The sequence below is a fragment of the Colwellia echini genome (assembly GCF_002843355.2).
Taxonomy (GTDB): domain Bacteria; phylum Pseudomonadota; class Gammaproteobacteria; order Enterobacterales; family Alteromonadaceae; genus Colwellia; species Colwellia echini.
The window spans coordinates 1-14,900 of the sequence record NZ_PJAI02000011.1; the positions used below are offsets into that span (position 1 = coordinate 1).

A 14,900-nucleotide genomic window follows, 5' to 3' on the forward strand; every position below is an offset into this window, starting at 1 on the left:
CGAACAAATATTTCTAAAACCTGTTCGCTTGCAAGGCAACCTCCTACAAAACACATCAAACCCACCCGTAGGAGGCTGCCCTGCAGGCGAACCAAAAACACACCAACCTCACCCGTAGGAGCCTGCCCTGTAAGTGACCTACAAAACACATCACCTCACCCGTAGGAGGCTGCCCTGCAGGCGCCCTAATGAAACCTACCCTACCGACGAACCAATATTTCGCAAACCTGTTCGCTTGCAAGGCAACCTCCTACATCAACAACAAAAAAGGCATAACCATTATTAATGATTATGCCTTTATTAACTCTACTTAAACGATAAAACGAAACTGAAAACTAACTACTTACTCGCTTCTGCTACCACTTTCTTAATCACATCAACCGTTTTATCTATTTCTGCTTGCATTAACGTGGGATGCACTAAAAACATTAAACTGGTTTCACCTAACTCGACAGCATTTGACAAACGCTGTTCTGGTCTAAAACCGGTATTATCAAACGCTTTTTCTAAATATACTTCCGAACAACTGCCTTGAAAACAAGGAACACCTGCCGCAACAATTTCATTAACGATACGATCACGATCCCAACCGTCAGCTAACAATTCTGGCTTGATAAACATGTAATGCTTATATTCTGCGTGTTCACTGTATTCTGGTACTTCAACAAAATGAATATTACCAAGCTTTATCCGCTGCAGATAAAGCTAGTGATTCAACACCGTTTATACTATTCATGCTTAAAGCATTGCATTGTGCAGTTAACGAAGCGATCACAACACAAAGCGATTAAGTAACAGTACAAGTAAGCGATCAAGTAAAAACATTATTGTTCTGGCTTAATAATAAAGCCCCACAAAAGCTTACTAACATCATGGCAGGTTTGGCATTAAAGCATCGTCCAACATTCAAAAAGAACTATATCACGCCTGCATTAAACGCAAATCTAATCGTAATGACAGAGCCGGACTCACCGAGAAGCCCGCAACAAAAGTACTATATAAGTAAAAAGGGTGAACAACTTATAAATACAAAATAGTTCAAACATACGGTAGGAGGCTGCCCTGCAGGCGACCCAAAAACACATCAACCCCACCCGTAGGAGCCTGCCCTGCAGGCGACCTAATGAAACCTGCCTTCAGTCGCCCCCAATATTTCGCAAAACTGTTCGCTTGCAAGGCAACCTCCCACAAAAACACACCAACTCCACCCGTAGGAGTCTGCCCTGCAGGCGAACCAAAAACACATCAAACCCACCCGTAGGAGGCTGCCCTGCAGGCAACCTAATGAAACCTGCCTCAGACGAATCAATATTTTCAAACCTGTTCGCTTGCAAGGCAACCTCCTACAAAACACATCAATCCCACCCGTAGGATCCTGCCCTGCAGGCGACCTACAAAACACACCAACCTCACCCGTAGGAGGCTGCCCTGCAGGCGACCTAATGAAGGTAGCCTACAGGCGACCTAATGAAACCTACCTGCAGACGACCCCAATATTTCTAAAACCTGTTCGCTTGCAAGGCAACCTCCTACATCAACAACAAAAAAGGCATAACCATTATTAATGATTATGCCTTTATTAACTCTACTTAAACGATAAAACGAAACTGAAAACTAACTACTTACTCGCTTCTGCTACCACTTTCTTAATCACATAAACCGTTTTATCTATTTCTACTTGCGTTAACGTAGGATGCACTAAAAACATTAAACTGGTTTCACCTAACTCGACAGCATTTGGCAAACGCTGTTCTGGTCTAAAACCGGTATTATCAAACGCTTTTTCTAAATACACCTCTGAACAACTTCCTTGAAAACAAGGTACACCGTCAGCAACAATTTCATTAACGATACGATCACGATCCCAACCGTCAGCTAACAATTCTGGCTTGATAAACATGTAATGCTTATATTCTGCGTGTTCACTGTATTCTGGTACTTCAACCAAACGAATCAAATCAAACGCCTTAGCGGCTAAATCAAATTGTTGTGCATATTCTTGACGTTTTGCAGTCCACTCTTGCATACGTTTAATTTGAATACGACCAATCGCTGACTGCATTTCAGTTAAGCGCCAATTAGTACCAAACGATTCATGTAACCATCTAAAACCTGGAGGGTGCTCTTTATGATAAATAGCATCGTAAGATTTACCATGATCTTTATAACTCCACATGGTTTTCCATAATGTTTCATCATTAGTGGTAACCATACCGCCTTCACCGCCAGTGGTCATAATTTTGTCTTGGCAAAAACTCCAAGCACCAACATGGCCAATAGAGCCAACACTTCTGCCTTTATATTTAGCGCCATGGGCTTGGGCGCAATCTTCAATAACATAAAAGCCATGTTTTTTACTAAGCGCCATAATGGCATCCATTTCAGCAGGCATACCTGCCAAATGAACAACAATTACCGCTTTAGTGTTTTCTGTTAATACGGCTGCAATACTATCTGCCGTAATATTTTGACTATTTAAATCAACATCAGCGAATACAGGTTTTGCGCCTGCAGTAACAATACTAGAAGCAGAAGCTAAAAAAGTACGAGGTGTGGTAATAACTTCATCACCTGCGCCTATATTCATCGCTTTTAAAGCAATATCAAGGGCAAGTGTGCCGTTACCTAATGCAACGGCGTATTTACAATCTGTATAAGCAGCAAATTCTTTCTCAAATTCGCGCCCTTCTTGACCTGTCCAGTAATTAACTTTATTAGACAATAAAACGGTTTGTACGGCATCAGCTTCTTCTTGTGTAAAGCTAGGCCATGGAGAAAATGGAGTGTTAAGCATGAGTAAGTCCTGAAAACACCGACAACATTACTGTAAAAGTGTCAGCGTTAGTGTGTATTAAAATCGAAAGGATTGATCAAATCGAGTTGGCAATCAGTAAAATCTTTAATATTACGTGTCGCAATAGCGCAGCTATGTAAGCGAGCTATAGCAGCAATTTGACCATCAAAGCAACTCATAGGCTGCCCTATGTTACGTTTCTCAGCCATTAAATCGCCATATATTACCGCTGCATTTTCATCAAAGTTTAAAATACGTTGCTTAAATGCAGAGTCTACAAATAATTTAAAACGTTCTTCAAGTAATTTTTTACGCTTACCATTAGGCATAATACCTAACCCGTAATTAATTTCTGCAATGGTGATGCTCGTTAAATATAAAGATGAAGCATCTTGATCGTTCAACCAATTAAGTACGGCACTTGCAGGTGGAGAGGTCATAAATTCAGAAACGATATTAGTGTCAAGTATTATCATAGTTGAGGCTTAGTTAAAACTTAATAGGCTCGTGTACCTGTCTCGGCTCAATAGATAGTTCATCACCATAAGCAGGACTAAATAAACGTATAGCTAAATCACCAAGTTTTTCAGGTGTTGTAACCGAACGTTTAATGATTTGCCTAACTTCTTCTTCCATTGAAACCCCATGTTCCGCAGCTTGCTGTCTTAATAGTTTTAACGTTTCCACTTCTATTTTTCGTATGCTTAAACTGGGCATATTAAACACCTTTTCTTATAAATCACAAATTAATGATACCAAGAGCAATCAATGATGGCAACATACAAAAAATGATAGCACACCAGTTCAATTTCTTAATTATGCCTAATGTTGAATGTTGAATGTTGAATGTTGAATGTTGAATAATCATTCAAAAAAGCTCGATAATGATTTTAATTATTTTTGATTACCATAGCAGGAGAGCCAAACGCAGTAACGTTATCTGGTATATTTTTAATTACTGTACTACCAGCACCGATCAAAGAATTTTCACCAATAGAAATTAATTGCTTTACTTGGCTACCAATACCAACCCAGCTTTTACTGCCAACACTTACACCGCCAGCTAACGCTGAATTAGGGCAAATATGAACAAAATCACCAAGTTGACAGTCGTGTTCTACCACAGCATTAGAGTTAATAATACAGCTTTCACCAATAGAAGAAAAAGCATTAACCACAGCTCCAGCCATAACAACACAACCACTATTTATTTCGGCGTATTTACTAACACTTGCCGTGGGATGGATTAAAGTAGGAGTTAATATCTCTGCTTGTTGCAATTTAGCGGTAATAGTTTGCCGAATATTGGCATTACCTATTGCAACCACAGCGCCACAAAAATCGGTTTTATGCGTAAGTAACGCATTGAAATCACCTGCAATTGGCCAATGCTCTACTTGCACAATATTTGGATAAGCATCATCGAAAAATGTTACTTGATAACCCAGTATTTCAGCAAGTTCTGCAATAACTTTACCATGACCACTAGCACCTATAACCGCAAGTTTTTTATTCACTTGGCGTACCTTTAAAAGGTTCAATAGTTACATGACCATCAGCGCTTATACCTTCGCGTACAAACACTTTTTTAACCGTAAGCAATAATATTTTAATATCTAACCAAAAACTTTGATTATCTACATACCAAACATCAAATGAGAATTTATCTTCCCAACTAATCGCATTACGGCCATTAACTTGTGCCCAACCCGTAATACCTGGGCGCACATTGTGGCGACGAGATTGTTCTTCATTGTAAAGCGGTAAGTACTGAACTAATAACGGTCGAGGTCCAACTAAGCTCATATCGCCTTTAATAACATTAAATAACCCGGGTAATTCATCTAAGCTTGCTGAGCGTAAAAAACCACCAAAAGGAGTCATTCGTTGCTCATCCGGTAATTGCACGCCATTTTTATCAACCGAATCAAGCATGGTACGAAATTTCATCATTTTGAATACGTTACCGTGTAAACCTGGGCGGTCTTGGGTAAATAAAATAGGTGATCCTAATTTTACACGAACTAATATCGCAGTAATAATAATTACAGGTAATAATATTATTAACGCCAATAGGCTGACGATAAGGTCAAAAACACGTTTCATTATTTATCTAGTTCCATTATTTTTACTAAAGTTTTATTAACTTTATGTACATCAAACTTATCTTCAACCATTTCCCTACTTTCTTTGGCCATTCGTTGCCAGTCAGCTTGGTTTTCAATAAACCAAGTCATTTTCTCTGCAAGTTGTTCAACATTTGACTTTTCAACTAACCAACCATTTTCACCGTTAATAACCGTTTCTCTACAGCCTGGTACATCTGTTGTTAATATTGGTCGCCCTGTTGCCATAGCTTCTAACACGGTTCTTGGCAACCCCTCGTGGTAAGAAGGTAGAACAAAAATACTACACCCTTCAATATAAGGACGTACGTCATCCGTACCACCTAAATAATCAACTGAGTTATTTTTATTCAAGATTGTTAACTCTTCTAGCGAGATACCATCTGGTGAAGGATCTTCTGGGCCAACTAATTGAAATATTGCTTCAGGATATTTTTGTTTAACAATATTAGCCGCTTTTACATATTCTCTAATTCCTTTATCACCTAATAACCGAGCAATAAGTAAAAATGTAGGAGTAGATGGTAAAGGTTTAACTTCAAAATGCGTTATATCAACACCAGAACCATTAACAACAGCAGTTTTATATTCGTGAACTATACCTAAATCAATAAACACTTGTCTGTTATCTGGGTTTTGGAAAATAACTTTATCTGCTCTTTTTAATGCTGTTTTATACAAAAATATAACCAACTTCATTAAAAGGTTTTTTTTCCAATTCCCTTTTTGAAAAGCAAACCCCAAACCAGTAACTAACGCATAAAACCGACAATTAGGTAAACAACGTGCTGCAAAGGCACCCCAAATAATTGGTTTAATGGTATATGCTAAAATAACATTAGGCTGCTGCTCTTTAAAAATATCACGTAAAGATTTAAAGGTTTTGAAGTCTTCTTTAGGGTCTAAGCCACTTCTGCTAACTGGGTAATCAATATAATCTGCGCCTAGTTTCTCAACAGCATTAACATCTGAAGTTGAAGCTCCAGAAGCCAAGCCTTTAACTTGAATGCCCAATCTATTAAGACATTGGAGTAACTGCCCTCTAAAGTTATATAAAGACGAAGGAAGGGTACCTATAACGAAAATTTTCATAAATCACTTCTTTTCAGGATTATATACTACTTTGTAAATAACATAGTTCCTGTATTCGTTTTCATTTGAATATTAGATCACAGCTAATATTAAAAGTATTTCACTTATCAACAACTCTCGTAGCTAATAAATGTTTGTGATGGAGTTTTTGAAAAACCTGTTTCATCATATCCTGTGAGCTCTAAAAATAGTTCCATTTTACTTTTCAACTTCTTTATTTGATCTGTACTATACGACAATACTTCAGATTTCTTAGAAACATTACTTCTACGCCTATCGCGTAATTTTATGTTTTTTATTGAGGATAATTCATCAATAAAATCATCTAAAAATTCATTATATACCAATAAAATACTCTCATCTATTACCCCGTTAAGTTGCCCTATCTGACTTTTATGGAGTGGGGGTACGTGCCAAGCGAAATCACGTTCAATATAAGCATCAATAAACTCTGAAAAACTGCTGAATTTATGAAAATCATTACACCCATGCCAACCCGAATGCTTTATTAACCCTTTAAAACTGCTTCCTTCATGTAAATAATATGATTTTAACCAATCAAATGGGTTTCTAATTACAGCAATAAGTTGCATATCATTAGTAAAGCCTTTTTCTGCAAAATTTTTCCATTGTTTTCCATCAGCGGTTCGCTTTCCACGAAAAGGAAAATTTACTTCATAAAAACTATGCTCGCCATTAATATACCAATCACACATTTTAAAGGCAGAATTTAAGCTAGTCCCTCCCGTTTTTGGAATGTGGACATGAAAGACTTTTGTTGATGGATCTATGAATTCATTTAACATGAATACCTCTCGCGGTTTTTAAACTTTTGAATGAAAAAATAATAATTAATAATATTTTGAACCATAATAGAAAGCCCCATAATTAAGGTTAAAATAAAGATATCTAAGCTTTCTTTGAAGATGAGTAAACCTATAACTAGGATAAAAATTGAAATAGTTAGTGATTTATTATATAGCTTACTAGAATTAGACATCAGAAGAACATTTCCGACTGGACCACACAACACGCTTACTAGCTGAGTAAGTAGTAATATATATAATATAGACTCAAACCCTATGTAGGCCTCTCCAAAGTATTTTAATATTATCCCAGCTCCAATTGATATAATACCGATAACAGGGGTTGAAAATAGTAAATTCAAAAGTGTTATTTTTCTAACGAATTGAACTAAGGCATCAAATTTACCTTCAGAATATAACGAAGCTATTTTGGGGGTAGAAACTAAGTTAGAAACCCCTAAAAAAAAGGAAACGCTACTAGATATTTTTATTGCTATGTATAATACAGATACAGCGGCATTACCTAGCCAATATGTAGCCGCTGCTATAGGCATATAGTTTCTAGCTGCGGGTAAAATACATGCTATAAAATATGACCACCACTCATTGAAATACTCAAACTTAATATGTTTAATTATTTTATTAGCATTAAACGAGAAGTTAGTTATATTTAATATTTTAACATGAAGAATCATCATAACAGATGTTAAAACGCAGCTAATTAAGTATGAATTAATGAAATATTCGACTTCTAAAGGAATTAAAATACAAAATAAAAGAAATACTACTGGTTGCAATACCCCTTGATAAACTAACCCTATTGAGAATAGCCTTACAGACTGAAAAAAGAAGACAAGGCTATTAATTAAAAATAATGGTATTACACTTACAGATATAAAAATCAGTTTATCAAAAGAAGTAAATCCAACTAAATATAATAAGGAAGATATAATTACTACTAATAACGAAAAAGCGATAGTTACTAACAATAAGCTACTTAAATTAAGTCCTAAATCAGAATATTTTTTCTCTGAAAAATTAATACTCATTTTTTTAAGGCATAGATTTCCCAAACCTAAATGACTAAATTGAGTTAGAAAAAATGTAATAGCTAATAAACTAAAAAAGAATCCACTCTCATCGGCTGTAAGTACTTTAGCTATATAAGCATTGAAAAAGAATGCGATAAGGACTGATAATGTCCTTGCTGCAAATGTGATAATTACATGAAACATAAAATTTACTAAACCTAATAGTGGGATCTATAGTTATTTACAGCTGGCATTATAAATAGAAAAAAATTTTAGTTCTGTAAATTTACAATAATATTTTTTGTAGTTTTATAAAGAAAATCAGAACGATACTTATCAGAGAAGTCCTTTATAGCACATTGATTTAAATAAAGTTTATTTTCGATGATAAAAGTAAGTTTAGCTAATAGTGATTCAGCAGTGTTATTAAAAAACCAAGCATTAACGCCTTCTTCCATATTCAAAGACTTCCCTACACTTTCTTCAATAAATATCTCACAACCGCACGACATAGCTTCATAAACACCAAGAGCAGCAATACCAAGATGCTCAGAGCCAATAAATGCAAACCGGTAAGAATTATATAGGCTTGGTAAATCGCCTCCCATATAAGCACGTTGAGACTGGTATAAATTAATATTGTCGGTAATTACAGAAAAGTTTTTTTCAATCCTAAGATCGTCTGATTCTAGTAAGCTACACCGACTAGGGTGCATTGTATAAAAGTCATTGTATGCAACAGAACCTAAAAATTTATTCTTATACATATGTACTGTTCCCATACAAAGAACACGCTGTTGCCTTTTATTAAATTCTCTATCAAACACTTTGAATCTAGAGCTAACCACGGGAGGTGATATTATTGTATTTCCTCGGAGTTCAATATTCTCGGAGAGCTTATTATCAAGACAAACTGTGTCTTGGTTGTTAATATAATCTTTATTGTTATAGCTCAAATGAAAGTGACTGGTTAACCAAACAATTTTAACCCCTCGATTTCTTAGCATAGATATATAAACATCAACTTTATCGGTATGATTTCTAAGGTAAACAACCGCGATATCATTTTGTTCGGGCATTATTCTATTAATTTTAACTTCATTAAAAAATTTCCAAAATAAGGTTTCTAAACAATTAACGAAGCTTCTAACTACTTTAGGTAAATTACTAAATAGATTAGCCGGTATAACGCCTGATAACGCACAACTTTGAGCTATATTAACTTTGGTTTCACCACTACAAATCTCCTTAAAGTATGAGTATTTTTTAAGTCCTCTTCTTTTTCTAATGAAAAAACGTAAAGGTGTGAACACCTCATCTGTCATATGAGGATCAACGAGAAATACGCGAGGAGATTGCATAATAACAAGCCTTAAGAAAGTAAATTGATGATAATTTGATTTTACAAAGAGAAAAAAGTCGTTTGGCTACTTTAAAATGTCCAAGAGAAATAAGATGACTTCTTTCTTTAGATAGCCGCATTTGGCTAAGTGAAAATTCATTAGATTGATTATACTCTCTCAATAAAATAGGAGACCAACCTAATTTTGAATTATTTTTTAATGTAAAGAAAAATAGCCCCGCGAGTTCATGCCCTCTCAGCTTTCCAATAAAAGGTTTACCGATTATTTTTCTAATAACAAGTAATCTTTCTCCTGAATTAGCCATTTTAAATAACTGCGCCCAATTACCTTCGACAGAATGTTCTATAGTTGAATTTTCTCTACCATTAGTGCATGTATTAAAAAAAGCACAATCGATATTGTTTTTTTCTAAATAATCTACAGCCAAAAGCAAGTTACTCTTTATAAGTGTATCATCACTATCTAAAAATATAATATAGGGTTGACTACTCATAAAATACCCTCTATTACGCGAAAAGGTTACCCCTCTATTTCGAGTATTGCGAACGATAGTAATCGCGGCATCACTATCAGGAAGTTTTATCTCTCCCTGCTCTTCTGAAGGAGTGTCGTCAACAATGATAATTTCTTTAATTAATGGGTGTGAACAACTTTCCACTGCCATCAATAAATCTGGATAATTTTTATACGTAGGTATTACAATGCTGAACATTTTTTTCTCAAAATTGGATGTTTTTAAAATAAAAATTAAAACTTAAACTATATATTGTTATCTATTTTAGAATCATGTTTGTAACACACATACAAAAACAAGTTAACAACAAAACTCATAAAATATAACAATACATACTTACTAGTAAATATACCTTTTTGAAGTTAGGGTCCATGGTGTTTCTTTACGTTTTAAATCTTTATCTCCCCAATCAAACCATGCAATATAAATAACATCATGATGGCTAATAGTGCGAATTGATTTAATTAATGAGTTTTTATTAGCCATGAACAAAACAATAGCTGATACAAAGAGGAAGAGCATGAGATTGGAGTACGTCTTAGATATTCTTATTTGTTGGAGAATATTTATTTTTTGAATTAAAACACCTTTAGACAACACAAACAAAAGTGTAACAACACCTACCCCTATGATTTCCTTACCCTTTTTATTGATTGCAAAATCGAACAATGCTACAACGTTATCTAAACTAATTTCAAAACGAGGACTTTGAACTATAGAACTAGTAAAAAGTGAAAAATACGTACATACATAAAAAAAACTCATGACTAAGAATAATAAAATAACAAACCGAATAAAAATTTTATAGTTTAATATGAGTGAGCCAATACCAAACAAAATAATTCCTATCGGATGCAGTAAGCCTCCAACTAAAAAAACAGTTTTTTTAGTTTTCAAAAGTGCTAAAAACCATAATGAAGCTAATGAAGCACCTGAGTAGAAGAACGAAATAATAATTAATAATAAAAAGCTAAATAACTCTACTAATGAGTAACTTTCAAGCCCATTATCATTTTCCGTATTCTCATAACTAGAAACAATAGAATAGACAGGAAACACAATTAAGAATAATGACACAAAGCCTATAGGAATACCTATTCGAGAAGTTATTTCATATAAATAACTAAGTAACCAATATCTTGGTAATACAATTTCACCCAAAAGTAAATCCGCATTGTATAGCAACATATCATAAAAATAGTATGCGACTGCATGCGAATAAAAATCAAATCCTGTAGAAGTTGACATAAATACTATAACTGCAAGGACTGAAATATATACAGGTTGTTTTTTTAAAGTTAACCTTGGCAGGTACAGTTTCATTTAATAATTCTTTAAATATTGTTTTAACATTAATGATATCAAAGGTGGTTGACCTAATTTAATCACTTATGATTCTTTAGCTATAAAGTCTAAATATTCGGTTGGTATACCACAAAATATAACCTCGTCCCTTGAGATTTTACTGTAATGAATGTTACTGCCTTTTTCTATCAATAAATTATATAAAGGGGCGATATATAATTCACCTTTTGCCCATTTACTTTTAGGAAGTTTAGTATATTCATTGAAAGCTATTAAAAAATCCTTGCTGTTCGAAAAGTAATATAACCCTGTACAACATAGATCGGATATAGCCTCTTTCTCTGCTGTTTTAATAACTTTAGTATCTTTATCATTAAAAGGTTGTGCAAAAGACCAATTATCACCCTCCCCCTGAAAGACTTCTAAGTACCCATCTACATGATCAATAAATTTAGGGAATTTAAAGTTAGGTCTGAACGTATCGATATTAAAAATAGTAATAGGACCTTCATATGGACAATCATTTAATCCAAGTGCGACTGTCTCTGCCTGCCCTCTTGTTTCTTCATCGATAATAGTGATGTGAAATTTAACTATTCCAAGTGCTTTTGCTCTTGCAGTAATGAATTTAGCTGTACAACAAACATCTCTTGCAATAAAAAGAAATGGAGTATCTTTAAAGTAACCTTTAAAACTTTTTACGGCATGATCAAATAATGTTTCACCGTGGGCTTCAAGCATATATTTAGGCACTTTATAACCAGCTTTTGTAAATCTAGAGCTTAAACCTGCCATTGGTATAACGATCATTTTTCGTACCTTTTTAATATTTGATATATTCTAAATGCATTAGCAAATAATGCATCTTGACGATGTCTATCATCCGCATGTAGAGGTAGCATTGATAGGAATAGTTGTAACTGCATTGCATGTAAATTAATGGCGCTTAAACCATATCTACTACTTACCATTTTAATAAACATGGTTTGTGTATCTTTATGTTTAACTTCACCCGATATTGAAAACGATATTTCTTTATCTTTCCAATTAATATTAGTGTGATGATAGCCAGCTAAAATCCAATCGTACATACCCAATATTGAGTGGCTCAACTTGGCTAAATCATAATTAGTATTACCATAAATTGTCATTTCCCCTGAGGTTGTAATTCCTCGTGGGTCAATTGTCTTTATTCTATTAGATCTAAAATCATAAAGAATATTACTAAAACAAAAATCTCCATGCATTAAACTTGGACATTGTTTAAGGATGGGTAAATACTTATGACTTTCCTTGAGCATACTTGCTATTGAAACTGAAAATTCTTTATTAAAATTCCATTCATCTGATTCATTAATTCCCCGCTCATTACAAAAGTCAAGGAGACGTTCAGATGTTTTAGAGCCAAATAAATCATTTATATTTTGATAAACTGCATTTTCAGGAGCGAGTTCTTTTTTACAGTCATCGATAAAGTTTAAACAATGTTCCAGAATGTTCTTCCAAATTACATTCGGCATCTCTGAAAATACAAAGAGTTCATTCAGAGCAGTATTATGGAGGTATTCTAATCGATAACTGAATCTTTTATTTTTAAGCTCCTGACTACCTAAATATTGAGGTATATAGCTTCTTAACATAGGCGGAAGACAGTCAAACCAATTAGCTTCAGCCTTGATTTTTTTATTTTTAATACTAGATTTTTCAATAAATCTAGTATTAATAGTCAATTCATTAAATGCTCTTTGTGTAGTAAAAGCGGCTTTAGAATGGTAGTAAGTATTTACATGTCCAAAATCATACCAATCATTAGCTACAATCTGAGATAAACCAATCTCTTTTTTATACCTATTTATGCCTTTAATGAAATCCCAACTTTCTTGGGTAATATTTCGAATAAGATTACGTGGCTGACTAAATTTAAAATAACCACAAACCACATTAGTAGATTCGTCCGTTCTTGCCATCCAGTCAATCGCATTATTATTTACACTCGACCAACGATAATTACTTTTTACTTCGGATACAGCGAGAATATCTTCCCCTTCAGGTAACTTACTGAATAGGGTGTCTCCAAATAATAAATGCAAAGATGAAGATGGTGGTACTTCGAGTAAATTTAAGCAAGCTACTAACGCTTGCCCCAAGTTTAAATTACTTGGCGTTTTAAGTATTGAAATATCCTGAGAACTCAACCAACTAAGATCAATGTCATTTAACTCATAATCTTCAGGTACAGATAAATAAATACTAGAACCTTTCGGTGCTAGTTCTACCTGATGTTGAAAAAGACGGCGATTACCTAAAGGGAGAAAACTTGGTGGTATTAATCCAAACTCAGCATTAAGCTCAGATTGCACATATGAACCAGACATGATTAAAAACATATTTTTTCTTTATTAATTAGCTGTGTAATTTCATCAAAGGTAAGTGAATTAAATTCAGATGGCCTAATAGCTCGGTCATCTATATAAAACCCATCATGGCCACACCATGGTTTACCTACGATAATTTCATCATACGGGACATTATGCTTATCTAACCAAGCTGTTATAACAGGTAGTGTATGTATATTTATTTTTCCAACATTACCTTGGTAGGTTCTCATGTTACGAGCTGTGGCTATAACGATAGAAAAACCGTCATTTTTGTAATTTCTTAACTGCTCAATAAGAGCAATATTAGGCAATACATTTATATAATCGGATGTATTACCTAAAGTAATAGTACCATCTAAATCAACAATTAATTTCTTCATTATTAAACCTATCTCTGTTCTAATTTGTTTTATAACTACTTATATAACTCTTATACCAGGGCATAGCTTTACTAATACCATCTAATATTTTATATTCTGGGGCATAGCCTAGATTAGTCGTAGCTTTATTAATGTCCGCTTGAGAATGCCGGACATCGCCCGCTCTAAAGTCACGATATATTGGTTGCTGGTTAGCTTCAATACCATTTTCTTGTAGTGCTAGTTGAATTGATTGATATAACTCGTTTAATGTTGTTCTATCACCTACTGCTACGTTATAGACTTCATCTTTTGCTTCATCGGGTGCAGTAGCCGCTAAAATATTCATTTGTACGGTATTTTCAATAAAACAAAAATCTCGGCTAGTTTCGCCATCACCATTAATAAATACTTCTTCATCTTTGATCATAGAAGCAGTCCACCTAGGGATTACTGCGGCATATGCACCATCGGGATCTTGTCGCTGTCCAAATACATTAAAGTAACGTAAACCAATTGTTTTAAAACCATAAGTACGGGCATAAACACTGGCGTATAATTCATTAACGTATTTAGTTACTGCATATGGTGAAAGTGGATTACCAATGTTTTCTTCTACCTTTGGCAATGCAGGGTGATCACCATAAGTAGAGCTACTTGCAGCATAAGTAAAACTTTTAACTTCAGCTTGTTTAGCTGATTCCAACATGGTTAGAAAGCCAGTTATGTTAGCTGCATTTGTTGTTAATGGGTCTGCTATTGAACGTGGTACTGAACCTAAAGCAGCTTGATGTAAAACATAATCAACAGTGGTGTTTTCAGGGGTTAATGCCTTTTGGCAATCTTCAGCGTTACGAATATCACCTTCTATAAAGGTAAATTTCTGCCACTGCTCTTCTGTTACTAAGGTTTGCACTTCATCTAAATTACGCTGATGACCAGTGGCAAAGTTATCTAAACCTACTACTTTTTGGTTAAGTTTTAATAAGTGTTCTAAAAGATTTGAACCGATAAAGCCTGCAACACCTGTGATTAACCAGGTTTTAGGAGATGAAAGTAATTCATATTTGATCTTTTCGTAACGAGTCATGGTTTTCCTTTAAATAATAGGGTTTAGGTTCTAGGTTCTAG

At 34.4% G+C, this 14,900-nt stretch carries 15 protein-coding genes and 2 pseudogenes; 1 reads left to right on the plus strand and 16 read right to left on the minus strand.

Annotation, left to right across the window (positions count from 1 at the left end):
* Positions 1–339 precede the first annotated feature (339 nt).
* A pseudogene (locus tag CWS31_RS10640) lies at positions 340–675 on the minus strand (aminotransferase); the annotation flags it as partial.
* Between the two features lie 146 nt (positions 676–821).
* On the opposite strand from CWS31_RS10640, the pseudogene CWS31_RS17995 reads away from it, so the two are divergent.
* Positions 822–1,037 (plus strand): annotated as a pseudogene (locus tag CWS31_RS17995) (Fic family protein); the annotation flags it as partial.
* A gap of 581 nt (positions 1,038–1,618) precedes the next feature.
* Here the strand turns inward: CWS31_RS17995 and CWS31_RS10645 are convergent.
* From CWS31_RS10645 to CWS31_RS10715, 15 genes are all read right to left on the minus strand, one after another.
* Positions 1,619–2,794 (minus strand): DegT/DnrJ/EryC1/StrS family aminotransferase, encoded by a 1,176-nt coding sequence (locus tag CWS31_RS10645; protein WP_101345409.1) that lies wholly within the window; start codon positions 2,792–2,794, stop codon positions 1,619–1,621.
* 47 nt (positions 2,795–2,841) lie between these two features.
* Entirely contained in the window at positions 2,842–3,270 is a 429-nt protein-coding gene (locus tag CWS31_RS10650) for a type II toxin-antitoxin system VapC family toxin (RefSeq protein WP_101345408.1), read from the minus strand.
* A 13-nt stretch (positions 3,271–3,283) separates the two neighbouring features.
* Positions 3,284–3,511: a FitA-like ribbon-helix-helix domain-containing protein gene (locus tag CWS31_RS10655; protein WP_101345407.1), complete on the minus strand. Its 228-nt coding sequence runs from the start codon at positions 3,509–3,511 to the stop codon at positions 3,284–3,286.
* 173 nt (positions 3,512–3,684) lie between these two features.
* Positions 3,685–4,311 (minus strand): acetyltransferase, encoded by a 627-nt coding sequence (locus tag CWS31_RS10660; protein WP_101345406.1) that lies wholly within the window; start codon positions 4,309–4,311, stop codon positions 3,685–3,687.
* Positions 4,304–4,900 (minus strand): sugar transferase, encoded by a 597-nt coding sequence (locus tag CWS31_RS10665; protein WP_101345405.1) that lies wholly within the window; start codon positions 4,898–4,900, stop codon positions 4,304–4,306. Before CWS31_RS10665 ends, CWS31_RS10660 begins: the two co-directional genes overlap by 8 nt.
* Complete coding sequence (locus tag CWS31_RS10670) at positions 4,900–6,012, minus strand: glycosyltransferase family 4 protein (protein ID WP_101345404.1); 1,113 nt, start codon at positions 6,010–6,012, stop codon at positions 4,900–4,902. The genes CWS31_RS10665 and CWS31_RS10670 overlap by 1 nt, the downstream gene beginning before the upstream one ends.
* Before the next feature lie 107 nt (positions 6,013–6,119).
* Positions 6,120–6,818, minus strand: a complete 699-nt coding sequence (locus CWS31_RS10675) for a sulfotransferase family 2 domain-containing protein (protein ID WP_101345403.1) — start codon at positions 6,816–6,818, stop codon at positions 6,120–6,122.
* Positions 6,812–8,053 carry an MATE family efflux transporter gene (locus tag CWS31_RS10680; protein WP_101345402.1) on the minus strand — a complete coding sequence of 414 codons (1,242 nt, stop codon included), beginning with the start codon at positions 8,051–8,053 and terminating at the stop codon, positions 6,812–6,814. The genes CWS31_RS10675 and CWS31_RS10680 overlap by 7 nt, the downstream gene beginning before the upstream one ends.
* A gap of 68 nt (positions 8,054–8,121) precedes the next feature.
* Entirely contained in the window at positions 8,122–9,210 is a 1,089-nt protein-coding gene (locus CWS31_RS10685; RefSeq protein WP_101345401.1) for a glycosyltransferase family protein, read from the minus strand.
* Positions 9,182–9,925, minus strand: a complete 744-nt coding sequence (locus CWS31_RS10690) for a glycosyltransferase family 2 protein (protein ID WP_101345400.1) — start codon at positions 9,923–9,925, stop codon at positions 9,182–9,184. Before CWS31_RS10690 ends, CWS31_RS10685 begins: the two co-directional genes overlap by 29 nt.
* Before the next feature lie 141 nt (positions 9,926–10,066).
* Positions 10,067–11,050 (minus strand): hypothetical protein, encoded by a 984-nt coding sequence (locus CWS31_RS10695; protein ID WP_101345399.1) that lies wholly within the window; start codon positions 11,048–11,050, stop codon positions 10,067–10,069.
* Between the two features lie 66 nt (positions 11,051–11,116).
* Complete coding sequence (locus CWS31_RS10700) at positions 11,117–11,842, minus strand: glycosyltransferase family 2 protein (protein ID WP_101345398.1); 726 nt, start codon at positions 11,840–11,842, stop codon at positions 11,117–11,119.
* A complete protein-coding gene (locus CWS31_RS10705; protein WP_101345397.1) occupies positions 11,839–13,419 on the minus strand; it encodes a capsular biosynthesis protein in 1,581 nt (526 codons plus the stop codon). The genes CWS31_RS10700 and CWS31_RS10705 overlap by 4 nt, the downstream gene beginning before the upstream one ends.
* Complete coding sequence (locus tag CWS31_RS10710) at positions 13,410–13,790, minus strand: HAD hydrolase family protein (RefSeq protein ID WP_101345396.1); 381 nt, start codon at positions 13,788–13,790, stop codon at positions 13,410–13,412. The genes CWS31_RS10705 and CWS31_RS10710 overlap by 10 nt, the downstream gene beginning before the upstream one ends.
* A 19-nt stretch (positions 13,791–13,809) precedes the next feature.
* Positions 13,810–14,859, minus strand: coding sequence for an NAD-dependent epimerase/dehydratase family protein (locus CWS31_RS10715; RefSeq protein WP_101345395.1), 1,050 nt, complete (start codon positions 14,857–14,859; stop codon positions 13,810–13,812).
* Between the last annotated feature and the right edge of the window lie 41 nt (positions 14,860–14,900).